Annotated in this window: 24 protein-coding genes; 11 read left to right on the top strand and 13 right to left on the bottom strand. The window is 53.7% G+C overall.

What is annotated here, in order from left to right; translation table 11 throughout:
* Positions 1–159: 159 nt before the first annotated feature.
* Positions 160–501 (bottom strand): osmotically-inducible lipoprotein OsmE, encoded by a 342-nt coding sequence (gene osmE, locus E6P06_RS13555; RefSeq protein WP_003030621.1) that lies wholly within the window; start codon positions 499–501, stop codon positions 160–162.
* 199 nt (positions 502–700) lie between these two features.
* On the opposite strand from osmE, the gene nadE reads away from it, so the two are divergent.
* Entirely contained in the window at positions 701–1,531 is an 831-nt protein-coding gene (nadE, locus tag E6P06_RS13550) for an ammonia-dependent NAD(+) synthetase (RefSeq protein WP_032936096.1), read from the top strand.
* A gap of 131 nt (positions 1,532–1,662) precedes the next feature.
* Entirely contained in the window at positions 1,663–2,550 is an 888-nt protein-coding gene (gene cho / locus E6P06_RS13545; RefSeq protein ID WP_003030624.1) for an excinuclease Cho, read from the top strand.
* On the opposite strand, the gene ves is transcribed toward cho, so the two are convergent.
* The 7 genes from ves to E6P06_RS13510 all read right to left on the bottom strand — a co-directional run bounded on the left by ves (position 2,510) and on the right by E6P06_RS13510 (position 10,298).
* A complete protein-coding gene (gene ves / locus E6P06_RS13540; protein WP_003030626.1) occupies positions 2,510–3,085 on the bottom strand; it encodes an environmental stress-induced protein Ves in 576 nt (191 codons plus the stop codon). The two genes, cho and ves, sit on opposite strands and share 41 nt — an antisense overlap.
* Before the next feature lie 353 nt (positions 3,086–3,438).
* A complete protein-coding gene (gene spy, locus E6P06_RS13535) occupies positions 3,439–3,924 on the bottom strand; it encodes an ATP-independent periplasmic protein-refolding chaperone Spy (RefSeq protein WP_003030629.1) in 486 nt (161 codons plus the stop codon).
* Between the two features lie 349 nt (positions 3,925–4,273).
* The gene (astE, locus tag E6P06_RS13530; protein WP_016150121.1) at positions 4,274–5,239 is read right to left on the bottom strand and encodes a succinylglutamate desuccinylase; all 966 of its coding nucleotides are present in this window, start codon (positions 5,237–5,239) and stop codon (positions 4,274–4,276) included.
* Positions 5,232–6,575 (bottom strand): N-succinylarginine dihydrolase, encoded by a 1,344-nt coding sequence (gene astB / locus E6P06_RS13525; RefSeq protein WP_003843447.1) that lies wholly within the window; start codon positions 6,573–6,575, stop codon positions 5,232–5,234. The genes astE and astB overlap by 8 nt, the downstream gene beginning before the upstream one ends.
* On the bottom strand, positions 6,572–8,050 hold the full coding sequence (gene astD / locus E6P06_RS13520) for a succinylglutamate-semialdehyde dehydrogenase (RefSeq protein ID WP_016150120.1): 1,479 nt from the start codon (positions 8,048–8,050) through the stop codon (positions 6,572–6,574). The genes astB and astD overlap by 4 nt, the downstream gene beginning before the upstream one ends.
* The gene (gene astA / locus E6P06_RS13515) at positions 8,047–9,081 is read right to left on the bottom strand and encodes an arginine N-succinyltransferase (RefSeq protein ID WP_003030637.1); all 1,035 of its coding nucleotides are present in this window, start codon (positions 9,079–9,081) and stop codon (positions 8,047–8,049) included. The genes astD and astA overlap by 4 nt, the downstream gene beginning before the upstream one ends.
* Positions 9,078–10,298, bottom strand: coding sequence for an aspartate aminotransferase family protein (locus tag E6P06_RS13510; RefSeq protein ID WP_139935326.1), 1,221 nt, complete (start codon positions 10,296–10,298; stop codon positions 9,078–9,080). The genes astA and E6P06_RS13510 overlap by 4 nt, the downstream gene beginning before the upstream one ends.
* 444 nt (positions 10,299–10,742) lie before the next feature.
* Between E6P06_RS13510 and xthA the strand changes: the two genes are divergently transcribed.
* The 7 genes from xthA (at position 10,743) to E6P06_RS13470 (ending at position 17,860) form a co-directional block, all read left to right on the top strand.
* Complete coding sequence (gene xthA / locus E6P06_RS13500) at positions 10,743–11,549, top strand: exodeoxyribonuclease III (protein ID WP_003030642.1); 807 nt, start codon at positions 10,743–10,745, stop codon at positions 11,547–11,549.
* A 223-nt stretch (positions 11,550–11,772) separates the two neighbouring features.
* Positions 11,773–12,429, top strand: a complete 657-nt coding sequence (locus E6P06_RS13495; RefSeq protein ID WP_168199060.1) for a TVP38/TMEM64 family protein — start codon at positions 11,773–11,775, stop codon at positions 12,427–12,429.
* Positions 12,426–13,124, top strand: coding sequence for a TVP38/TMEM64 family protein (locus E6P06_RS13490; RefSeq protein WP_139935325.1), 699 nt, complete (start codon positions 12,426–12,428; stop codon positions 13,122–13,124). The genes E6P06_RS13495 and E6P06_RS13490 overlap by 4 nt, the downstream gene beginning before the upstream one ends.
* Before the next feature lie 31 nt (positions 13,125–13,155).
* The gene (locus E6P06_RS13485; RefSeq protein WP_139935324.1) at positions 13,156–14,325 is read left to right on the top strand and encodes an ABC transporter substrate-binding protein; all 1,170 of its coding nucleotides are present in this window, start codon (positions 13,156–13,158) and stop codon (positions 14,323–14,325) included.
* Entirely contained in the window at positions 14,298–15,833 is a 1,536-nt protein-coding gene (locus E6P06_RS13480; protein WP_139935323.1) for a thiamine ABC transporter permease, read from the top strand. The genes E6P06_RS13485 and E6P06_RS13480 overlap by 28 nt, the downstream gene beginning before the upstream one ends.
* Positions 15,833–16,465, top strand: a complete 633-nt coding sequence (locus tag E6P06_RS13475) for an ATP-binding cassette domain-containing protein (RefSeq protein WP_139935322.1) — start codon at positions 15,833–15,835, stop codon at positions 16,463–16,465. The genes E6P06_RS13480 and E6P06_RS13475 overlap by 1 nt, the downstream gene beginning before the upstream one ends.
* Before the next feature lie 87 nt (positions 16,466–16,552).
* Entirely contained in the window at positions 16,553–17,860 is a 1,308-nt protein-coding gene (locus E6P06_RS13470; protein ID WP_048216537.1) for a sulfurtransferase, read from the top strand.
* Positions 17,861–17,960: 100 nt separating this feature from the next.
* Here E6P06_RS13470 and E6P06_RS13465 read toward each other — a convergent pair whose 3' ends face one another.
* A complete protein-coding gene (locus tag E6P06_RS13465; RefSeq protein WP_049003648.1) occupies positions 17,961–18,584 on the bottom strand; it encodes a CDP-alcohol phosphatidyltransferase family protein in 624 nt (207 codons plus the stop codon).
* Positions 18,577–19,146, bottom strand: a complete 570-nt coding sequence (locus E6P06_RS13460) for a carboxymuconolactone decarboxylase family protein (protein WP_003030660.1) — start codon at positions 19,144–19,146, stop codon at positions 18,577–18,579. Before E6P06_RS13460 ends, E6P06_RS13465 begins: the two co-directional genes overlap by 8 nt.
* 79 nt (positions 19,147–19,225) lie before the next feature.
* On the opposite strand from E6P06_RS13460, the gene E6P06_RS13455 reads away from it, so the two are divergent.
* Entirely contained in the window at positions 19,226–19,639 is a 414-nt protein-coding gene (locus tag E6P06_RS13455) for a pyrimidine (deoxy)nucleoside triphosphate diphosphatase (protein WP_168199045.1), read from the top strand.
* Here the strand turns inward: E6P06_RS13455 and E6P06_RS13450 are convergent.
* Positions 19,599–19,874, bottom strand: a complete 276-nt coding sequence (locus E6P06_RS13450) for a YnjH family protein (protein WP_139935321.1) — start codon at positions 19,872–19,874, stop codon at positions 19,599–19,601. The genes E6P06_RS13455 and E6P06_RS13450 overlap by 41 nt on opposite strands.
* A 244-nt stretch (positions 19,875–20,118) precedes the next feature.
* Here E6P06_RS13450 and gdhA point away from each other — a divergent pair, with 244 nt between their 5' ends.
* Positions 20,119–21,462, top strand: coding sequence for an NADP-specific glutamate dehydrogenase (gene gdhA / locus E6P06_RS13445; RefSeq protein ID WP_003832501.1), 1,344 nt, complete (start codon positions 20,119–20,121; stop codon positions 21,460–21,462).
* A 60-nt stretch (positions 21,463–21,522) separates the two neighbouring features.
* On the opposite strand, the gene E6P06_RS13440 is transcribed toward gdhA, so the two are convergent.
* Both E6P06_RS13440 and selD read right to left on the bottom strand, forming a co-directional pair.
* A complete protein-coding gene (locus E6P06_RS13440; protein ID WP_003030667.1) occupies positions 21,523–23,469 on the bottom strand; it encodes a DNA topoisomerase III in 1,947 nt (648 codons plus the stop codon).
* Between the two features lie 4 nt (positions 23,470–23,473).
* Positions 23,474–24,517, bottom strand: a complete 1,044-nt coding sequence (selD, locus tag E6P06_RS13435) for a selenide, water dikinase SelD (protein WP_003840882.1) — start codon at positions 24,515–24,517, stop codon at positions 23,474–23,476.
* Between the last annotated feature and the right edge of the window lie 22 nt (positions 24,518–24,539).

Below are 24,539 nucleotides of genomic sequence, written 5' to 3'. Positions count from 1 at the left end.
TGGTATTTCCTTGACCAACTAAATTGTCTCTCCTTGACCTGTCGTTATGACCCCCCTCACATTTCGGGCAAATAATTCGCGGCAATAAATAAGATCGTTCGGCACAAAAAAACCGGCACGATGGCCGGTTCGTCTGAATGCTCAGGCAATAAGCAGTTGTTACTTCTTCGCCGCCTGCGGGTCGGTGTCGTACTCTGCGCAGGTCTGGTAACCGGAGTTAATCACATGTCCGGTGTCATCTAAAGCAACAAAATAGGTTTCAGCTTTACCATCTCGTTGACCCAGGATGTAGGTCTGGCATGTCCCTCGCGCATGAATCATGCTGACTTCAGAAGAAGGTTTACCGGCAATCTGCGCCACCTGCGCCCGGCTCATCCCTTTCTTCACATCTTTCACCACGGGCTGAACAAATTGGTCTTTGGTACGATCGTAAGCCGTACACCCTGCCAGCATAGTCAAAACAGCCGCTGCACTCAGAATTCCTGTTAGGTTCTTGTTCATATTCCGTCCTCTTGTATTTCAGCGTGTTATATAAGCCTGGAGCACAACAACGCATTTTTCAAGCAATCAGATGATACTTAGGCGGTTTCGGAAAATTCTATTAAAACAAAATGATGCTCGCATCCCTTGTCGTTTGGGCCTCAACGCGATAATTTTAACACATCATTTTTTGATCATTTTATTTTCCATAGGGGGTTAAATGACTCTGCAGCAAGAGATAATCCAGGCGCTTGGCGCAAAACCGCACATCAATGCAGAAGAAGAAATTCGCCGCAGCGTGGATTTCCTTAAATCTTATCTGCAGACCTACCCCTTTCTGAAATCACTGGTATTAGGGATTAGCGGCGGGCAGGACTCAACGCTCGCGGGAAAACTATGCCAGATGGCTATTTCCGAGCTTCGCGAAGAAACGGGGAATGACGCGCTGCAGTTTATTGCTGTACGTCTGCCATATGGCGTTCAGGCTGATGAACAGGACTGTCAGGATGCCATCGCCTTTATCCAACCGGACCGCGTACTCACCGTCAATATTAAGGGTGCGGTACTGGCCAGTGAACAGGCCCTGCGTGAAGCGGGTATTGAACTGAGCGATTTTGTCCGTGGCAATGAAAAAGCCCGTGAACGTATGAAGGCTCAGTACAGTATCGCCGGCATGACCAGCGGCGTTGTCGTGGGAACCGATCATGCAGCAGAAGCCATCACCGGATTTTTCACCAAATACGGCGATGGTGGTACTGACATTAACCCTATTTTCCGTTTGAACAAGCGTCAGGGTAAGCAGTTGCTTGCCGCGCTGGGTTGCCCGGAACATTTATATAAGAAAGCACCAACCGCCGACCTCGAAGACGATCGTCCTTCTCTGCCGGATGAAGCAGCATTAGGCGTCACCTATGACAACATCGACGATTATCTGGAAGGAAAAACGCTGGCTGCCGACGTCGCGAAAAAAATTGAAGGCTGGTATCTGAAGACCGAGCACAAACGTCGCACACCGATTACGGTGTTTGATGACTTCTGGAAAAAAGCGTAATTCTTTTAGTCACATATTGCCGGATAGCACTGGGATCACCGCTGTCCGGTCCCTTTTCCTGATCTGATGCCGCTTTTTTAATCGGTTCCAAACTGTTACACTGGATGGATAACCAGCATCCGGAGTGAGAAGTGGTACGGCGTCAATCAGCCCCGCGCCTGACATTTGAGGCAGCGGCAATCTATGAATATCCTGAGCACCTGCGTCCATTTTTGAGTGCGCTTCCCGCCGTGCCAGGCGTCTATCTGTTTCACAGTGAAAGCGACACTATGCCGCTCTATATTGGTAAAAGCGTCAATATTCGCAGCCGCGTGATGGCACACCTGCGTACCGCAAACGAAGCAGCAATGCTGCGTCAGGCCAAACGCATTAGCTGGATTTGTACCGCGGGAGAAATTGGTGCCCTGCTGCTGGAAGCGCGATTGATCAAAGAACAGCAGCCGTTGTTTAATAAACGACTGCGGCGCAATCGTCAGCTTTGCGCCTTGCAGCTTACCGACCGAACTGTTCAGGTTGTCTACGCACGAGATATTGATTTCTCCCATGCCCCCAATCTGTTTGGCCTGTTTGCCAATCGTCGCGCAGCGCTACAAGCGTTGCAAAGCCTCGCGGATGAACAACAGCTGTGCTACGGCCTGTTGGGGCTGGAACCCCTGAGTCGCGGGCGCGCCTGTTTTCGCTCCGCGCTTAAGCGATGCGCCGGAGCGTGCTGCGGGAAAGAGAGTCATGAAGCCCATCATTTGCGTCTGTTAGAGGCGCTGGAAAGAGTGAGAGTGATTTGCTGGCCATGGAGCAATGCCATTGCGCTGCAGGAAACCCGCGCTGAAATGACACAGTACCATATCATCAACAACTGGCTGTGGCTGGGAGCCGTTTCAACGCTGGATGAAGCGGCTACCCTGGCGCGTATGCCGGCCGGCTTTGACCATGATGGCTACAAAATTCTCTGTCGGCCTGTTCTGTCTGGTCAATATGACATTATTGAACTGCGTCCGGAGAATGGCCCGGCATCCAGTTAATCTCGCTGAACAGCAGTTTTCCCTCGCGCTCCAGCAGTCGTAAGGTGTGTTTACCGTCGTGCCAGCTTGCACCCTGATCGGCAGTCAGTAGCTTATCGCCCAGTTGCCAGGCACCGCTGATAACAAATACCACGCCGCCGCGCGAACCAAAAGTCGTAAACGTGCGGTCGGCAACTCTGACTTTCGCCTGGCAGACATCCCGTCGGGTCATGATATTGAAATCCATCGACATCTGCCCTTCTGTCAGCTTCGCTTTTACCACCTTGTCACCGGCAAAGGTAAAAGGCTGATGCTGTTTCAGAGTATGTGTGAAGGTGTTTGACTCTTCCAGGGTCACTTCTCCACCTTCCAGTAGAGTAATCACGCGTTCTACGCCGGGAAAGAGAGAAAACTCTCCGTTGGCTGCAATGGAGGCGATACTCGCCCGCCAGTGAAAATCTCGTGTTGCTGGCGGAAAACAGCAAATCTCACGGGTTTCTCCCGCACCATTTCGCCACAGATTGACCGGCATTTTGCGGATATCAAAGTATTCCATCATCCCTCCAGAAAGACGCAGCACGGCAACCCGCCGTAAACAGGCAGCCATAAATCATCATTGGTATGTTCACCCTGCAGATTATTGTTATCGGCAGCAGAGTTGATTTGCCTTAGCGATGAACCCGGTGTTTTGCAAAAAAGAATAACGCGCTGATCCAGGTAGAATTTTCACGGGCTTCAGGAGAATAGCGTGTCGTGTGTCCGGTGCAATAGGCAGGAAAGAAAAAACCGCCGATCCTGCCCACATCGTTAAACGTGTTGTGGACAAGAGCGGCGGTCTTGAGTTTGGTTTCACGCTGTGCGGCAATCAGTGCAACACAGCATGAATGATTTAGTGTAGACGCTGATCGATTACTCGGCAGCTTGTGGCATTTTACCTTTCTGCGCTGCACGTTCTGTCAGACGCTTCTCAAAATTGGCATTAAACTGCTTTTTCTGTTCCGGGGTCAGAATGTTGTAAATCTTGTTCTGAGTTTCCATATGCGCCAGCATGTTGGCTTTGCGCTGTTCTTCCATCTTCGCAATCTGCGCTTCGGCTTTCGCTTTATCGAAACTATCGCTGGCAATAATGTCGTGCATCGCGCGACGCTCTTCCAGCGGCGGACGTTTCATCTGGTCGCGTTGACCTTTCATGATCTCGCGAATCTGCTGTTTCTGAGCATCGGTCAGGTTCAGGTCTTTGAACATCATGTCGTGATGCGGGGCGAATTTACCGTTGTGGTGCATCATCGGTTTGGCATCAGCTGGCGCAGCTGTTGTCGTGTCAGCGGCGTGAGCCAGGTTGGCAGCACCCAGGGCCAGAGTAGAGGCAACAAACAGAGCAGTCAGTTTACGCATAATTTCTATCCTTTCTTTCAGTTATTTTTACGACACTCATGCGACTCTTATGCAATGTGATGTCGTGTTGACGAGATTAACTTTACCGGCTTAAGCGTCAATTAATCAGAGCAACGGTAAAACAGTGAAAGTATAAAAAACAAATTTTCATCAATTATGAAGAAAAAAAGAATAAATTGCGCAGAGTTGCAATAAAAAATTACAACACGATGATTTTGAAAGGATTATGAAGAACTATACCTGAAACCTGATTATTAAGAAAGCAATTCACCAGGAATAATCCGTAATAAATAAAAACAGCACGCAAAAATAAGCCCTGAAGGATAAACCTGCAAGGCATATATATTTATCACATTTTTTGGAGCATCAGCCCGGCACGTAAACCACAGGCCACGTTGGGATTCGGAAAGAGAACGTATTCAACATCATGGGTGACAATAAAACGTTCATCACCGTCCTGCGCCAGCAAGGTTCCCTCTTTAAAAGGGGTAAAGTTGAGCGTCTGGTTATCCATATGGAGAATAAAATCATCGCTACGTCGCGTGATTTGCGACACTACGCGGTAGCGCAGCGGAGATGTTTCTCCCGTCGATACTCGCTCGCCTCGCAGCAACTGCGCCAGTGCGTCTGCCGTTTGCGCAAACTGGGACAGATCGTTTTGTCCAAACGGCAGCGCTTTACCGAGTTCCAGCGTACAGGCCAGTGCGCCAAAATGTTCCCCGCTAAAATGGGTGAACGTGCCGCCAGGCGTCTGATGAAAAACCAGCGCCTCCAGTCCCGCATCTCCCAGCCATTCAAGAAAACCCTCATCCCAGGCAACGTTGCGTTGTGGCAACACGCCAAAGCGCAGATGCTGTGAACCGCGAATCGCGGTGTGTAGATCCAGATGCCAGCGTGCTGGCTCTTTCGCCCGCGAATAAAAATCCTCCAGACACAGCTCAAGCTCATGGGCTCGGCGCGTTTCTTCACTCGCGGTAAAAATCTGCCACCGGCCGCCAAACATACGATTCAGGTCGCTATGACAATACCGTTTTCCCGCAGCAAGCGCCTGCGGGTTTCCCAGAATCACCAGTAGCCGCCATGTTAGTGCCAGCTCGCCGCTAAATAACCTGGACAACAATGAGTCGAGTATCTCTACCGGCGCGGTTTCATTGCCATGGATCCCCGCAGACAGCACCAGAGAATGTTCAACGGGTGCAAGCGGCGTCAGTTCCAGAATTCCGTGACCGATCCACTGCCAGTCAAAACCATGAATGGTTCCTTGCGTTTTCTCTGGAGTGGCGCCTGCGAGCGTGATAGCCAGAAAGTTATCCATGGCGCATCCCCTCCAACTGGAAAGGATACACAGAGCCGAGGTTAAGCAATTGCGTCAGCGTATCCAGCGCTTCACGCCCCTCGCGCAACAGCTGTGGGTCGGCAAGGTCGGCAGCGGTAAGACGATCGCGATAGTAACGGTCAACCCAGTTATTCAACGTGTTAAACAGCATATCGTTCATGATAACCGCCGGATTCACCGCCTGCTGTTCCTGCAAGGTGAGCACCACTCTCAGGCGCAAGCATGCCGGACCGCCGCCGTTGGACATACTTTCACGCAGATCGAATACCCGCAGGTCATCGATCGGATTGTCTTCCTCGAGAAGACGGTTCAGATACCGCCACACGCCAGTATGCTCCCGGCACTCCTGCGGCAGGACCAGCATCATCGAACCGTCGTCACGACTCAGCAACTGACTGTTAAACAGATAGGTAGTCACCGCATCCTGCACCGAAACTTCCGCAGTCGGGACTTCCAGCGGGGTAAAACCTGCCACCTGACTACGCAACTGCTCTAATAACGCCTGCTGTCTAACAAACGCCTGCTGATGACAAAACAACACCTGGCGATTCGACACCGCAATCACATCGTTATGAAACACACCAAGATCGATGACATCCGGATTTTGCTGAGCAAAAATACACTGATGCGGGTTAACCTGATTCAGTCGTGCGACCGCCTCACTGGCCTCACGGGATTGCCTTGCCGGATAGCGCTTCGGCTGGGATGCATTGCCTTCTTCACGACCGTAAACAAATAGCTGTACACCGGGATCGCCGTAATCTCCACCGAGGCGGTTATGGTTTGCCGCCCCTTCATCACCGAAAAGCGCAACCTGGGGTAACGCACCGTGGACAGCAAAACTATTCTCATCACGGAAAATCGCCCGTAGCAACGCTTCGGTAGTAGGAGCTTCCAGCGAACGGTGGAACTTATTATTCAGATTCGCCACCGTCAGATGCACTTTCCCGTCCAGCGAATCTGCTGAAGGGCAAACCGTTGCCGCATTCGCTACCCACATAGGCGATGCGGAGCTGGCACTGGAGAGCCAGTGAGGTGCCTGACGCGCCACTTTCTCCAGCACCTGTTCATCACTGCCGCTAAAACCCAACTGACGCAGAACCGGAATAAAAGGCCGCTCGTGGGGGGGGATCACCGCCTGAGGAAAACCCGCATCCGCCAACGCTTTCATCTTTAGCAGACCTTGCTTCGCCGCCAGACGCGGGTTCGACACCTGAAATCGATGTTTGGTTGAGGCCTCATTACCAAATGACAATCCAGCATAGTGGTGAGTCAGTCCCACCAGGCCATCAAAATTTACCTCACGGGCTTTCATAGATTATCCTCGCGAGAAAAATCCAGCCCGGGGCTAAGCGCCGTTGGCAGCGTTAAGACCGGTGATTCCAGACTTGCCATCGGCCAGGCGCAATAATCTGCGGCATACCACGCGCTGGCGCGATGGTTCCCGGAAGCGCCAACGCCGCCAAACGGTGCGGTACTCGCAGCGCCGGTTAACGGCTTATTCCAGTTGACGATCCCTGCTCGTGCCTCCAGCAGTAGCTGTTCAAACTGGCCGCGATCGGGCGAAACTAACCCACACGACAGTCCAAAGCGGGTGTTGTTCGCCACACGAATCGCCTCATCAAAACTGTCATAACGCCATACGCCAAGCAGCGGCCCAAAAACCTCTTCATCAGGTACGTTCGCCGCCCCGGTCAGTTCAATGATTCCAGGGGTCAGCAGTGACGTTCCGGCTTTCACCAGACGTGGCGCCAACAGCGTACGTCCCCCCAACGACGCCAGACGCTGCCAGGCATCATAGACATGCTGCGCGGCCTGTTCGGAAATCAGTCCGCCCATAAACGGCTGCGGTTCCGCATCCCAGTTACCGGGCATTAAACGCTGACTAACCTCTACCAGACGCGTCAGGAACGCATCACCCTGCGCGCCTTTTTTAACTAACAGGCGGCGGGCACAGGTACAGCGCTGTCCGGCGGTGACAAATGCGGACTGAATGGTCAGATGTACCGCGGCATCAATATCCTCCGGATTCTCAATAATCAGCGGATTATTACCCCCCATCTCGAGGGCGAGGATTTTTTCCGGTTGACCGGATAACTGCCGATGCAACTGATAACCGGTATTGGCACTGCCGGTAAACAGCAGACCATCGAGGTCTTCCAGCGCACTCAGCGCCTGCCCTGTTTCACGTCCGCCCTGCACCAGGTTCAGCACGCCCGGCGGCAATCCCGCCTGTTCCCACAGCTTTGTTACTGTTTCACCGGTCCACGGCGTCAACTCGCTGGGTTTGAAAATCAACGTATTGCCTGCCAGCAATGCCGGAACAATATGGCCATTGGGTAAATGACCTGGGAAGTTATACGGACCAAAAACCGCCAGCACGCCGTGTGGGCGATGGCGCAACGTTGCCGCGCCATCCGGTAGTTCGCTGTGCTGCTCTCCGGTACGGGCATGGTAAGCTTTGACGGAGATGGCGATTTTATTGATCATCGCCGTCAGTTCAGTCGCGGCTTCCCAGCGTGGTTTGCCGGTTTCCCTGGCGATAATCTGGGTTAGCTCGGACTTATTGCTTTCCAACAATGAAGCAAACTTTTCAACAATCGCCTGGCGTTCACTGAAGGGCTGTTTAGCCCAACCGGCAAAAGCTGCACGCGCAGCCTGGCACGCTTGCGTCACCTGCGTGGCATCGGCATCATTGCCGTGCCACAGCACATCACCACCTACTGGGTTGGTTTTCACCCGGCGCTCGCCCAGTCCCGTCACCCAGTCACCGTTTATCCATAGTGTCATGCTGTTTTCTCCTCTGCACAAAGACGCACAAAACGTACATGGTCGCCCGCGTGGCATTTCAGGGCATCCAGTTGTGCCGCCGTCAGTACCAGACGTTGGGTATCCGGGTCTGCGCGAACCAGCATGACGCGGAAGTTTTGATAGTTTTCATTGGCAACCAGACAGGCCGGATAATCGCCGGTTGCTGGCTGACCTTCCGCCACTTCCACCAGCCTGCTTTTACGAATCGCCCGCACCCGGTCAATATCGCATTCCAGCGTCGGCCCGCCGTCGAAAATATCGACATAGTTGCGATAGCGAAAGCCCTCTTTCTCCAGCACCGCCCGCGCGGGCGCCGTTTGCGGATGAACCTGACCAATCACGCTTTGTGCTTCATCAGACAGGAAATCGGTGTAAATAGGATGCTTGGGCATTAATTCAGCAATAAACGCTTTTTGCCCTGTTCCGCAGAGAAAATCCGCCCGGCTGAATTCCATTGAAAAAAAGCGTTTGCCGAGGCTTTGCCAAAACGGCGAGTAACCGTGTTCATCAATCACGCCGCGCATCTCAGCCACGACCTTCTCATTAAACTTGTCACGAAACGCGGCCATAAACATAAAGCGTGATTTTGACAACAAATAGCCGTTGCCTTCTTTTCGCCAGTCCGGATCGAGAAACAGCGTACAAAGCTCGCTGCTACCCGTGTGATCGTTACTCAGAAACAACGTCGGCAGCGCGTTATACACATTCAGCTCTTTCGAGGCGTGGACCAGTGTGCCGACCCGATAGTTGTACCAGGGATCGTTAAGTCCTACCGCCACCTCAATGGCGCAAATCCCGGCCACAGTTCCGCTGGCGCTGTCTTCCAGCACAAACACATATCCCTGCTCACTTTTGGGCAACTCACCGCGCCAGGTTTGTAGCGAACGTTCGATACGCGCCATTAGCGTCGCTTCATTCGCCGGTAGCGAGGTCAATCCGCCGCCGGTCTTACCGGCAAGCTGCATCAACGCGGTGATATCAGCACGTTCAATGGGACGAATCACCATCATGATGAACCTCCTGCTTTAATGCGTTCGCAGGCCAGCGCAAAGCGATCCAGTCCGGTGGCAACTTCTTCTTCGCTGACATTGAGCGCTGGCGCAAAACGCACCACGTTAGCGCCAGCAATCAGTACCATCACCCCGGCGACAGCCGCTTCTTGCGAGATGAGTTTCGCTTTCCCGGCAAATTCCGCGTTCAGCACGCAGCCGATCAGCAGCCCGAGTCCACGAATTTCACTAAACAGTCCAAAACGTTCGTTAATGGCGTTAATACGCTCCACAAACCAGTCGTGGCACTGTTTTACTCCGTTGAGCACTTCCGGCGTGTTAACAATTTCCAGCAGTTTACCCGCCACCGCCGTCGCCAGCGGGTTGCCGCCGTACGTTGTACCGTGCGTACCCACCGTCATCACACTGGCGCAATGCTCTGTCGCCAGCAGTGCGCCGATGGGGAAACCACCGCCCAGCGCTTTAGCTGTCGTCAGCAGGTCCGGCGTAACGCCGTAATGCATATAGGCATACAGCTCGCCAGTACGGCCAACCCCGGTCTGAACCTCATCAAAAATCAGCAGCGCATTATGGCGATCGCATAATTCACGCAACCCCTGCAAAAACGCGTTTGTTGCCGGCACCACGCCGCCTTCGCCCTGGACAGGCTCGACGATGACCGCACAGGTCGTGTCATCAATCAGTTGGCTGGCAGAATCGAGATCGTTATACACGGCATGGCGGATATCCGGCGGCAACGGCGCGAAATCCTGTGAATAGGCGGGCTGACCGCCGGCGCTGACGGTAAACAGCGTGCGGCCATGGAAGGCATTTTTAAACGCCACAATCCCGCTCTTCTGGCTGCCAAAACGATCGTGGGCATATTTACGCGCCAGTTTTAGTGCCGCTTCGTTGGCTTCAGCGCCGGAGTTACAGAAGAAAATGCGCTCGGCGAAGGTGGCGTCAATCAGTTTTTTCGCCAGACGCAATACTGGCTCGTTGGTGTAGCCATTTCCGGTATGCCAGAATTTGCTCGCCTGGTCGTTTAATGCCTCGCGCAATGCCGGATGGGCGTGACCCAGCGCGTTAACTGCAATGCCTCCCGCGAAATCGATATACTCTTTACCCTGCTGATCCCACAGACGTGAACCTTCACCCCGCACCGGAATAAAAGGGGCCGGAGCGTATACAGGCATCATCCATTCATCAAAATTTTCACGCGTAATTGACAGAGACATAGCGACCTCAACGGTAAATAAAAAGTTATTTATATGTTAATAAATATAGTGTTTGCGGTGTAAATGTAGATTGCAGGGTTCGTGCCAGCCAGCGAAAAAAGTGCATAAACGGAGGTCGAGGACGGAATATCAACAGGTTACAACGTGACGATATTCACTATATGTGCATATAAAGTGAATATGTTTGCGCATCAGGTGACTAAACAGAGGAAAAAACGCAGTTTTATTCAGTCGCCAAATATAATTCTGGAATTGTGATCGTATACGAAATTTTTCGGAAATTATTGCTCCATTCCGGCGCGCTTCGCGCCAAAACGGTGCAGTTTTTGCTCCATCGTTAACACCATTAGCAATCATTGTTGGAATCAGGTGACAAGAAGCAGTCAGTCTGCAGAAATTCTGCTACCATCCTTGCACTATTCATCTTGCAAAGTGGCAGTGACTATGAAATTTGTCTCTTTTAATATCAACGGCCTGCGTGCCCGTCCTCATCAACTGGCAGCCATTGTCGAAAAACATCAACCGGATGTTATTGGCTTACAGGAGACAAAAGTCCACGACGATATGTTCCCTCTCGAAGAGGTAGCAAAGCTCGGTTACAACGTCTTTTATCACGGCCAGAAAGGCCATTACGGCGTCGCGTTGTTAACGAAAGAAACGCCAATTGCGGTACGTCGTGGCTTCCCGGGCGATGACGAAGAAGCGCAGCGTCGTATCATCATGGCAGAAATTCCGTCCCCTCTGGGCAGCATCACTGTGATCAACGGCTATTTCCCGCAGGGCGAAAGCCGCGACCATGAAACTAAATTCCCGGCCAAAGCCGCGTTTTACCAGAACCTGCAAAACTATCTTGAGACAGAGTTGAAGCGCGACAATCCGGTATTGATCATGGGCGATATGAATATTAGCCCAACCGATCTCGATATCGGCATTGGCGAAGAGAACCGTAAACGCTGGCTGCGTACCGGAAAATGTTCCTTCCTGCCGGAGGAGCGTGAGTGGATGGAACGCCTGCTGGGCTGGGGTCTGGTGGATACCTACCGTCACGCAAATCCTGAAAAGAATGACCAGTTCTCGTGGTTTGATTACCGCTCAAAAGGCTTTGACGATAACCGTGGCCTGCGTATCGATCTGTTGCTGGCGAGCAACCCATTGGCGGAACGCTGCGAAGAAACCGGCATCGACTATGAAATTCGCAGTATGGAAAAACCGTCCGACCATGCGCCGGTATGGGCTAAATTCCGCGTCTGATCTTCTATGTTTTGTTACTCTCCGGGCCCGGCCTGGAGAGTCTGTTTATTCTGTGCAAAATCAATAAAGCGACGGTAATACATTGTTGCGGCCGGGAATTTATTATATCTTCGCGCGCACTTTTCGCTGACGAAAATGCTCCATTGCACTCGGTTTTACAGGAGACCCCCCATGAAAAAGAAGTTCGCATAAAGCAGAATACCGGCTGCTGATTGTCGCGGTCCTGTTCTGCGTTCTGGCGGGAGTTTTCCATCATTATGGTCTGACCGACCTGATAACCAATTTCCATCATTTACAAGACGTCATCCGCCAAAGCGGTATGTTCGGCTATACGCTTTATATCCTGCTGTTTATTGTTGCTGCGCTGTGTCTGATCCCCGGCAGCATCCTGGTGATCGTCGGCGGTGTGCTGTTTGGCCCCGTGGCAGGGACGCTTATCTCCTTAGTGGCAGCAACCTTGGCCTCGGCGCTGTCGTTTTTGCTGGCTCGCTGGCTTGGACGGGATCTGCTCCTGAAATACGTTGGGCATACGACAATGTTTCAGGCTATCGAAAAAGGTATTGCCCATAGCGGAGTTGACTTTCTGATCCTCACCCGGCTCGTGCCGCTGTTCCCTTATAACATTCAAAATTACGCCTATGGGCTGACGGCTATTCCGTTCTGGTCATTTACCGTGATATCTGCGGCAACCACTTTACCAGGCATTTTTATTTATACGCTGATGTCGCACGAACTGGCCAGCGAAGGAATTAGTTGGGCATTTATCGGTAAGCTCAGCGTGGCGGGGCTGGCGTTATTCGCCCTCGTACAGGCAACCAAAGCCTGGGCCCGGTATAAGCGTATCGATCCATCAGCTCCTCACGAGTGCGCAGATAAATGATAAAACGACGCATCCATTACTACCGCGCAGGAGTGATAATCCTGCTGCTGCTCGCGCTGATGGCGTGGGCGTGGATACCTGGCGTGAGCGATTTTCTCCACGCCAGCCTGGCGGCATTTGCCACGCTCGATCAGCATGCAATTGAGAATTTTATTCGTTCTTACGGAACTCAGGCGGCGGTCGTTTCATTCTTCCTGATGATCTTGCAGGCCATCGTCGCCCCGCTTCCCGCTTTTGTGATCACCTTTGCCAACGCCTCGCTGTTTGGTGCATTTTGGGGCGGCATATTGTCCTGGTGCAGCGCAATGGCCGGCGCGGCGCTGTGCTTTTTTATTGCCCGTGTTTTAGGCCGTGGCGCGGTGGAGAAACTGACCGGAAAAACGGTGTTGAACAACATGGACGCTTTTTTCGAGCGTTATGGCAAGCACACCATTCTGGTCTGTCGACTGTTACCTTTTGTACCGTTCGATCCGGTAAGCTACGCAGCAGGCCTGACCTCGATTCGGTTTCGCCATTTTTTCATCGCCACCGGTATCGGTCAGTTACCCGCCACTATCGTCTATTCATGGGCTGGTAGCCTGTTAACCGGCGGTACATTTTGGTTTGTAACCGGCCTGTTCATCCTGTTCGCTCTGAGCGTAATAATTTCAGTGGCGAGAAGCCTTTATCTTGAACATCAGCGAAAAAAAAACTGAGACTTCCCCCATTTTTAGCCATGGAGATACTATGCGTTACTGCTTATTGTGCCTGAGTTTAATGCTCTGTCCGCTGGCGACGTTTGCCCAGGACGACGGCTGGCAACAAATCAAAAATGATGCCCGCGGTCAGACGGTGTGGTTCAACGCCTGGGGTGGCGACAATGCAGTTAACCAGTATCTCGATTGGGTTAGCGGCGAGATGAAAACGCACTATGCCATTAACCTGAAAATCGTACGTCTCGCAGATGCCGCCGACGCGGTAAAACGTATCCAGACAGAAGCAGCATCCGGGCGAAAAACCGGGGGTTCTGTCGATTTATTGTGGGTTAACGGCGAAAACTTCCGCACTCTGAAAGAAGCCGGGCTTCTGCAAACTCAGTGGGCGCAAACGCTACCTAACTGGCGCTATGTTGATACCCAGAAACCGGTGACCGAAGATTTCTCCGTTCCAACGGAGGGAGCTGAATCACCGTGGGGCGGTGCCCAACTCACCTTTATTGCCCGGCGCGATCTCACCGCGCAGCCGCCGCAATCTCCGCAAGCACTGCTTGAATTTGCGCAGGCGCACCCTGGCACGGTGACCTATCCGCGCCCGCCAGACTTTACCGGCACGGCGTTTCTGGAGCAGTTGTTAATATCGCTCACCACCAAACCACAAGCATTGAAAGTTGCGCCAGATGCAGCGACATTCGCCGACGTTACCGCGCCATTGTGGCATTATCTTGATACCTTGCACCCTGTACTTTGGCGTGAAGGCAAAGATTTTCCGCCCACGCCAGCACGAATGGATGTACTGCTCAATAGCGGCACCCTGCATTTGTCATTGACCTTTAACCCTGCCCACGCGCAGCAAAAAGTAGCCAGCGGCGAATTGCCTAAAAGCAGCTACAGTTTTGGTTTCTCACAGGGCATGCTCGGCAACGTGCACTTTGTTGCCATTCCGGCGAATGCCCGCGCCAGTGCCGCAGCAAAAGTCGTGGCAAACTTCCTGCTTTCGCCCGAAGCACAACTGCGTAAAGCCGACTCAACTGTCTGGGGAGATCCTTCGGTGCTTGATCCACAAAAATTACCTGTCGAACAGCGTGATGCGCTGCTGGCACGGATCCCACAAGGACTCCCTGCCGTTCTGCCGGAACCGCATGCTGCCTGGGTAAACGCTCTGGAACAAGAATGGCTACGCCGCTACGGTACGCATTAATTTTGCTACTCTGGGCCATCATGGCGGCAGTTTATCTGCCGTTGGTGCCAGCGGCTTTCTCTCTGATAGCGCCAGCCCTTAGCCTAACCCATTGGCTGGCTCTCTTTGCCGACCCTCAACTTCCGCAGGCGTTACTGGCGACGCTTGTTTCCACAGGACTGGCTGCCGGCGGCGCACTAATCATCGCGCTGCTGGCGATCTTCGCTTTATGGCCCGGTGCAGGCTGGGCGCGACTAAGCACCCGTCTTCCGTGGCTGCTGGCGACCCCGCATGTTGCCTTCGCCACCAGCGTGCTGTTGGTTTTTGCCGAAGGCGGTAAAATCTGGCAATGGCTTCCGTTCCTCAGCCCACAGCCAGACCGTTACGGCATTGGGCTTGGCGTGACGCTGGCGGTGAAAGAGAGCGCTTTTTTGTTATGGATCCTCTCGGCTCTACTGAGTGAAAAACAACTTTCGCAGCAGGTTATCGTGCTGGATTCGCTGGGTTACAGCCGACTGCAATGCCTGAACTGGCTGGTACTGCCCGCTATCGGCCCGGCATTAGGCAAAGCTATGCTGGCGATTGTTGCCTGGTCACTCTCCGTTGTGGATGTGGCAATCGTCCTCGGCCCCGGAAATCCGCCAACACTGGCCGTATTGAGCTGGCAATGGCTCAGTCAGGGCGATGTCGAACAGCAGGCGAAAGGCGCACTCGCCAGCCTGTTGCTGGTGCTGTTACTCCTCATTATCGCGCTGGTGAGTTATCTGTTGTGGCGCGCCTGGCGACGTACTATCCCGGCAGTAAATGGTGAACGCCTGCATTTTTCACCTATAACAATCGCACGCCCGCTGGTACAGATCTTGCCCGTCAGCGGTGTGGTATGCGCGCTTGTACTGGCGCTTATCGCCAGCTATTCCTCACTAAACCACGAGGCGCTCAGCAATAGCCTGCAGCTAGGGCTCCTTTCCAGCGTGTTAGCGCTACTGATACTTTTTGTCTGGCTGGAATGGGGTCCACAAACCGGGCACCGCTGGGTCTGGCTACCGCTCATTTTGCCTGCGCTACCACTGGTAACCGGACAATATCTGCTGGCGTTATATGCCGAACAGGATGGACTGATGACAACCATTATCTGGGGCCACCTGCTGTGGGTGATGCCCTGGATGCTATTTGTGCTTAAACCGGCCTGGCAGCGCATTGACCCGCGATTAATTTTGATTGCACAAACGCTGGGCTGGTCGCAGGGGCGGATATTCTGGCTGGTGAAATGCCCGCAGCTGGTGCGTCCGGCATTGATTGCCTTCGCGGTTGGCTTCTCGGTCAGTATCGCCCAGTATATGCCGACGCTGTGGCTAGGTGCCGGACGCTATTCCACGCTGACCACCGAAGCGGTGGCATTAAGCAGCGGCGGTAGCAGCGAGATTCTGGCAACACAAGCGTTGTGGCAGCTTCTTCTACCACTGCTCGTTTTCGCGCTCGCAGCCTTTCTCGCCGCGTGGATTGGCCGCTTTCGACAAGGACTCCGCTAATGCTCATTGTGCAAAACGTTTCGTTGTACCAGGGGGCGACTGCGCTGCTGAAGAACGTTACCTTTCAGGTTGATAAAAGTGACATTGTCACGATCATGGGTTCTTCCGGCAGCGGAAAGTCTTCGTTGTTTTCGTGGATGGTCGGGGCGTTGTCGCCTCAGTTTCAGGCATCAGGCGAGCTGTGGCTCAACGAACGACGCGTTGACGCGCTGCCTACGGCGCAGCGCCAGATTGGCATTCTGTTCCAGGATGCGTTGTTGTTTGACCATTTCAGCGTTGGGCAGAATTTACTGCTGGCCCTACCTGCCAGCCTGCAGGGTCCCGCCAGACGCCATGCGGTGGAAAGTGCTCTCGCGCGCGCTGACCTGACCGATTTTTATTCGCGCGATCCGGCGTCGCTCTCCGGCGGACAACGCTCGCGTGTCGCCCTGCTCCGCGCACTACTGGCTCAGCCCCAGGCACTGTTACTTGATGAACCCTTTAGTCGGCTGGATGCGTCGCTACGCGACACCTTTCGCCAATGGGTCTTCACCGAGGTGCGTAAGTTGGGGATCCCGGTGGTACAGGTGACCCATGACGCGCAGGACGTTCCACCAGCAGGCCGCGTACTTCAGATGGAAAACTGGGCGTGAATGTGGCGATATGCTGCGTTAACGCAAGGTTTTTACTTAACCGGCGGCACAGAATGTCGTCCTCTTTTTTCAACGTCGGGCTATTCGATGAAACGTGTTTCTCAAATGACCGCGCTAGCACTGGCTTTAGGGCTCGCTTGCGCTTCTTCCTGGGCAGCTGAAACAGCACAGACGCTCACCCTCGACCAGTTACAGCAAAAGCAAGGCGCGGCGATCGATACCCGTCAGAGCGCTTTTTACAACGGCTGGCCGCAGTCGCTTAATGGTCCTTCAGGACACGAACCTTCCGCACTGAACCTGTCTGCCGCCTGGCTCGACAAGATGAATGATGAACAACTCAGCGCCTGGATTCAGTCACATCAGTTGAAAACTGATGCGCCAGTAGCGCTGTATGGTAGCGATAACGACATACAGGCTGTCAAAGCCCGCCTGCAAAAAGTTGGCTTTAACCATATCTCCACCCTCAGCGATGCGCTTACGGACCCAGCCCGCCTGCAACGTCTGCCGCACTTCGAACAGCTGGTGTACCCGCAGTGGCTGCACGACCTGCAGCAGGGTAAAAACGTAACCGCTAAACCGGCGGGTGACTGGAAAGTGATTGAGGCCGCCTGGGGCGCGCCGAAGTTGTATCTGCTCAGCCACATCCCTGGTGCGGGCTACATTGATACCAACGAAGTTGAAAGCGAACCGCTGTGGAATAAAGTTTCCGACGCGCAGCTCAAAGCGATGCTGGCGAAACACGGTATCCGCCACGACACCACGGTGATTTTATACGGTCGCGATGTCTATGCCGCTGCTCGCGTGGCGCAAATTATGCTGTACGCAGGCGTGAAAGATGTTCGTCTGCTCGACGGCGGTTGGCAAACCTGGTCCGACTCAGGTTTACCGGTCGAACGCGGAACTCCGCCAACGGTGAAACCAGAACCTGATTTCGGCGTGAAAATCCCTGCCCAGCCGCAGCTGATGCTCGATATGGAACAGGCTCGCGGTCTGCTGCATCGCCAGGATGCGTCTTTGGTGAGCATTCGTTCATGGCCAGAATTTGTCGGTACCACCAGCGGCTATAGCTACATTAAGCCAAAAGGTGAGATTGCAGGTGCACGTTGGGGCCACGCAGGCAGCGACTCCACGCATATGGAAGATTTTCATAACCCGGATGGCACCATGCGCAGCGCGGATGACATCGCCGCCATGTGGCAGCAATGGAATATCCTGCCGAATCAACAGGTCTCTTTCTATTGCGGTACCGGCTGGCGCGCTTCAGAAACGTTTATGTATGCCCGCGCGATGGGCTGGAAAAACGTCTCCGTCTACGACGGCGGCTGGTATGAGTGGAGCAGCAATCCAAAAAATCCGGTTGCCAGCGGTGAACGGGGCCCGGACGCCAGTAAGTAAGATTGTCATTATTGCCGGATGCGGCGAGAACACTTTACTCTGCCTGGATATACCATCGTTGTAGGCCGGATAAGCGAAGCGCATCCGGCAACGCAATATCTTACTCCTGACGCTGGACCGCTTTCAATGTCAGGTATCCGCTCCAGATCCGGGTAAACGTCGTCATCCAGCACAGCGCGCCAAAGACCCACGCCATCACGGCAAAATATTCCGGGAACAGACACCCCAACACAAATAGCAAAATCGTCTCAGTACCTTCGGTCAGTCCCCCCAGATAATAAAACGATTTATGCGCGTAGCCCGGGTTATCAATTTGATGTTTCGCCGCCAGCGCGGCAAAGGCCAGAAAGCTGCTGCCGGTTCCCATAAAGGCGAACAGCAGCCAGCCGCCAGCCAGCGAGTTAGCCGCCGGATCGGCGAGCATAAAACCGAATGGCACTAAGGCATAAAACAGAAAATCGAGCGAGATATCAAGAAATCCGCCTGCGTCGGTTAGCCCTCTGCGCCGCGCCAGAGCCCCATCCAGCCCATCAAAAAGCCGATTGAGCACAATGGCCGCCAGCGCTGCCGGATACCAGCCTAACGCCAGAAATGGCAAGGCCAACACGCCAATGGCAAAACCGACCAGCGTAAGCCCGTCCGGGGTAATCGCCGGTTTATCAATAATGCTTACGCAGCGATGCAAAAGCGGTTTTAATCGCGGATGAATATGACGATCAAGCATGCGGGCGTCCTTTAAAGCTGTCGCACAGCCCCTGGGAAGGAATATCGAGAGCAGCATTAAAACGCGCAGAGAGATTTTGAAACGCAATCAGCGCGGTCATTTCCGTAATGGCATCATCGGTAAAATGCTGCTTCATCTGCGCTTTCAGCGCATCATCAACCTGTGGAGGCGTTGCGGTCACCGCATCGGCATAGGCCAGAGCTACTTGCTCTTCTGCGCTAAATAGCGCCGATTCTTGCCAGTTGGCAACCTGTAAGACTTTATCCAGCGCGCCACAGCGTTCAGCCAGCCGTAAACTGTTGGCATCAACGCAGAAAGCGCAGTGGCACACCTGAGAAACGCGGGTCATCAACAGCGCGCGCATCACCGGCGTTAAGCGCGCCTTTTTACGCTCCAGAAACCCGACAAACAGCGCCACCAGCCAGAACAGAAACGGCATCCGCCCCCACCAGCGCGTGGGATGCAGCACATCGCCATAATGTTTTTTCTGCGTAGCAACGAGCGGTTTTAGACTGGAAGGGATACGCGTTAACGGCTTTACCCACGACTGAGGTTCGTTCAACGGTGGCTCCTGAATACTTTAGATAAAACAAAGATAACGATAGTATGTCATTTTCTGCTGTTAGATCTTGATGAATATAATGAAAACCCTCGACGTGGTCGCCGCTATCATTGAAGGTGATGGCAAAATTTTACTGGCTCAGCGTCCGCTACATGCGGATCAGTCAGGCATGTGGGAGTTTGCCGGCGGTAAGGTTGAATCGGGCGAAAGTCAGCCCGAGGCGCTGTTCCGTGAACTGCGTGAAGAGTTGGGCATTGAGGCAGTCGTGGGGCGCTACATTGCCAGCCATCAACGCGAGGTTTCGGGCCGACTGATTCACTTACATGCCTGGCATGTACCGTCATATCAGGGGGAACTGAAGGCGTGTGAACATCAGGATATCGTCTGGTGTTCACCCGAAGAGGCGCTGCGTTATCCGCTGGCGCCTGCCGATATCCCACTACTGGAAGCGTTTATTCTTTTACGCGACGCCAGACAAGCGGATTTGTGCTGATCGTTTTCTCATCGCGTTGGCACTGAAGCAAGACGCCGTCAGCTTTAATCACTGCCCCTTCCGAATAGTTTTGATCCTGATAAATACAGCACTGGTTACAGGGCTGCGCCCTCTGACCGCTGGAACTGAACACTTCCGGCGGTACGTTAACCTGCACATCCGGGCGATAAGGCTGATTTGCCAGCGTCGCGCTGGACACCAGGGCCAACACGCCTGCCACGATTAAACGGCGCATATTCTTTCCTTTTTAACTGACAATTATGCTCAGTATAACGGTATAAATCGGCAGAAACTTTAGCCTCTTCGATCATCGTTTTTGGTTATGACCCACGACGCAATATTAATTTACTTAGCGGGGTTAATTTTTTCTTGCGTCGCGTCACAGTGCTGATGGTATAGTCAAAAACTGCACAACACTTAACACAAAAATCAAAAATCAAAAATATAACCATATCAATACATAAGAGGTTCTTATATCTATGGATCAGACATGTTCTCTGGAGTCATTCCTTAACCATGTGCAAAAGCGCGACCCGAATCAAACCGAGTTCGCGCAAGCCGTTCGTGAGGTAATGACCACGCTGTGGCCTTTCCTTGAGCAAAACCCGCGTTATCGCCAGATGTCATTGCTGGAACGTCTGGTTGAACCGGAGCGCGTGATCCAGTTCCGCGTAGTCTGGCTGGACGACCGCAATCAGGTGCAGGTCAACCGCGCATGGCGCGTGCAGTTTAGCTCTGCCATTGGCCCATACAAAGGCGGTATGCGTTTCCATCCTTCCGTGAACCTGTCGATCCTGAAATTCCTTGGCTTCGAGCAGACGTTTAAGAATGCCCTCACCACGCTACCAATGGGCGGGGGTAAAGGCGGGAGCGATTTCGATCCAAAAGGGAAAAGCGAAGGCGAAATCATGCGTTTCTGCCAGGCGCTGATGACCGAACTGTTCCGCCATTTAGGTCCCGATACCGACGTTCCGGCGGGCGATATCGGTGTGGGCGGCCGTGAAGTCGGCTTTATGGCCGGGATGATGAAAAAACTCTCCAATAACAGCGCCTGCGTCTTTACCGGTAAAGGTCTCTCTTTCGGCGGTAGCCTGATCCGCCCGGAAGCCACCGGCTACGGTCTGGTGTATTTCACCGAAGCGATGCTCAAACGCCATGGTCTGGGCTTTGAAGGCATGCGCGTGGCGGTTTCTGGCTCCGGTAACGTGGCGCAATTCGCCATTGAGAAAGCCATGGAGTTTGGCGCGCGGGTGGTTACCGCCTCCGATTCCAGCGGTACCGTAGTTGACGAAAGTGGATTTACCAAAGAAAAACTGGCGCGCCTGTGCGCAATCAAAGACAGCCGCGACGGTCGTGTAGCAGATTATGCCCGTGAATTTGGCCTGACCTATCTGGAAGGCAAACAGCCGTGGTCGGTTCCGGTCGATATCGCCCTGCCGTGTGCCACGCAGAATGAGCTGGATGTCGATGCAGCACGCGTATTGATCGCCAACGGCGTGAAAGCTGTCGCCGAAGGGGCAAACATGCCGACCACTATCGAGGCCACCGATCTGTTCCTCGAGGCAGGTGTACTGTTCGCACCGGGTAAAGCCGCTAACGCCGGTGGTGTAGCGACATCCGGTCTGGAAATGGCGCAAAACGCCGCTCGTCTGGGCTGGAAAGCGGAGAAAGTGGATGCGCGCCTGCACCACATCATGCTGGATATTCACCATGCCTGCGTTGAATACGGCGGCGAAAGCAAGCAGACCAACTACGTACGTGGCGCCAACATCGCAGGCTTCGTAAAGGTTGCCGACGCGATGTTGGGTCAGGGTGTGATTTAATATTGTCTCTGCAAGCCTGTAGGCCGGATAAGGCACGGGTGCCGCATCCGGCCTACAAACTTACAGGCCCGCCTCTTCAGATGGCGGGCTTTTTTTCGCCGGACGTTTACGCGGCGCACTCTTTTTCTTATCGCCACCACTACCGCCAGGTGCAGCAATTCCGCGAAAGCGTCGTACCGGTGTGCTGCGCGCCTGATCGATAAGCTGATACAGCGTCCCCACCAGCGGCTGCATGAAATCCTGATAGCGGCATTGCTTTTCGCTGATTTGGGTCAGTATAGATTCCCAGTGCGCGGTCATGTCCGGACGCGTCGCCATTTCTGGCAACGAGTGGAACAGCGCTTTTCCCGCGTCGGTCGAATGGATATACCGCCCTTTTTTCACCAGGAATCCGCGCTTAAACAGCAGTTCGATAATTCCGGCGCGCGTCGCTTCTGTACCTAAACCATCCGTTGCACGCAGGATCTTTTTCAGATCTTTATCCTGCACGAATCGCGCAATCCCGGTCATCGCTGACAGCAGCGTGGCATCGGTAAAGTGACGTGGTGGTTGAGTCTGACGTTCAACCACTTCGCCTTTTTCGCACAGCAGTTCGTCATCTTTTGCCACCACCGGCAACGGCGTTCCGTCGTTGTCTTCGTCGCGCTCTTTGTTGCCAAGCAGCGTGCGCCATCCGGCTTCCGCCAGAAAGCGCGCTTTGGCGACAAACTTGCCTTTGGCGATGTCCAGCTCAATCACGCACTTTCTGAATACCGCATCCGCGCAAAATTGCATCAGATACTGACGGGCAATCAGGTTGTAGATTTTCGCTTCGTTGTCGTTCAGGTTAATGGATGAACTGCGCGCGGTAGGAATGATGGCATGGTGCGCATCCACTTTTTTATCGTCCCAACAGCGGTTGCGCGTATCGGGATTGACCGCCGGTTGCGGGAGCAGATCCGGGGCATGGACGCTAATCGCGTTCAGTACCGCATGACGTCCGGCAAAGTGCTCTTCCGGCAGATAACGGCTATCCGAACGCGGATAGGTAATCAACTTATGGGTTTCATACAACTTCTGGCAGATATCCAGAACGTTTTGCGCACTTAAACCGAAGCGCTTCGCCGCTTCAATCTGCAACGCCGACAGCGAGAACGGTAACGGCGCGGATTCTGATTCCCGTTTATCGTTATAGCTGGTGACTATCGCCGGTTGACCGTTAATTCGGTTCACCACGTGTTCAGCCAGCGTGCGATTCAGCAAGCGCCCTTCTTCATCCTGATACGGCTCACACGCTTCGCTCGGCTGCCAGATAGCGGTAAACCGCTCATCGGCGGGCGTTACGATATGCGCTTTCACTTCGAAGAAGTCTTTGGCGACGAAGTTCTCAATCTCTTCATCACGACGCACAACCAGCCCGAGCACCGGCGTTTGTACGCGCCCGACCGAAAGTACGCCCTGATAGCCTGCGTTACGTCCGAGAATGGTGTAAGCGCGCGTCATATTGATACCGTACAACCAGTCCGCACGCGCTCGCGCCAGTGCCGACACGCACAGCGGAATAAACTCACTGTTGGCGCGCAGCCGCTCAATAGCCCGCTCAACGGCCTGCGGGTTGAGGTCGTTAATCAGGCAACGCTGCACCTTCTGGCGCTTTTCAGGCGCCAGTTGCAGGTAATCCAGCACTTCATCCACCAGCAGTTGCCCTTCACGATCGGGGTCACCGGCGTGAATAACTTCGCTGGCCTCATGCAAAAAGCGCTTAATGACGTTGAGCTGTTTGGTCACCGAGGGGCGCGGTTGCAGTTGCCACTTTTCCGGGACAATCGGCAGATCGACCAGGCTCCAGCGAGCATAACGACTGTCGTAGGCATCCGGCTGCGCCTGTTCAAGCAGGTGACCAATACACCAGGTCACCACTTGTCCATTTCCGCATTCGATAAAACCATCGCCTTTGCGATGCGGCTTTGGCAACACATCGGCGATAGCACGCGCCAGACTTGGTTTTTCGGCAATAAACAACCGCATCGAGTTAACGAATCTCAACCATGGCGCGACCGCCACGAGCTTCCACTAACTCACCAATGGCGGTGAGATCGATACCGAACTGCGCCGCTGCCGCTTTCACTTCGGCTTCAGCTTCCGGCGTTACCGCCAGCAGTAGGCCACCGGAAGTTTGCGGATCGCACAACAGATCGCGTACCGATTGCGGCATTTCACCCATCAGGTGTCCGTAGCTGGCAAAGTTACGTTGGGTACCGCCGGGTACTGCACCCTGCGCGATGTATTCTTCAACGCCAGGCAGCTTAGGAATATCCTGGTAGATAATTTGCGCCTGAACGCCTGCGCCCTGACACATTTCACTCAGATGCCCCAGCAGACCAAAACCGGTAACGTCGGTCATGGCTTTCACGCCGTCGATATCGGCGAATGCCGCACCGGCAATGTTCATCCGACACATCACTTCTGTCGCCAGTCCTTTGTGTTCTTCCTTCAGTAGTGATTTTTTCTCTGCTGTCGTCAGAACGCCAATCCCCAGAGGCTTGGTCAGGAATAACTTACACCCTGCCTCTGCGGTGCTGTTTTTCTTCACGCGTTCGGTCGGCACAACGCCGGTTACCGCAAGGCCAAAGATAGGCTCTGGGGCATCGATAGAGTGGCCGCCCGCCAGCGCAATACCCGCCTGACGGCAGGCAAAACGTCCGCCTTCGGTGACTTCGCGGGCGATTTCCGGCGCCAGCTTATCCAGCGGCCAGCCCAGAATAGCAATTGCCATAATCGGTTTGCCGCCCATAGCGAATATATCGCTGATGGCGTTAGTCGCGGCGATGCGGCCAAAATCAAACGGATTATCGACAATCGGCATAAAGAAATCGGTGGTGCTGATAACGCTGGTGCCGTTTCCCAAATCGTATACGGCCGCGTCGTCGCGAGTTTCATTACCCACCAGTAAGTTCGGATCAACAAACTTCGCCTGCTCGCTGTGCAGGATGGTTTCCAGCACTTTTGGGGAAATTTTACAACCGCAACCGGCTCCGTGGCTGTATTGCGTTAAACGAATAGCTTGCTCGCTCATGGACATCTCCTGTCATTGCAAT

This window comes from Citrobacter sp. CF971 (assembly GCF_006385635.1).
GTDB classification, from domain to species: Bacteria; Pseudomonadota; Gammaproteobacteria; order Enterobacterales; family Enterobacteriaceae; genus Citrobacter; species Citrobacter freundii.
The sequence above is the reverse complement of the archived record's forward strand: the minus strand, read 5'-3'. Positions and strand labels throughout refer to the sequence as shown.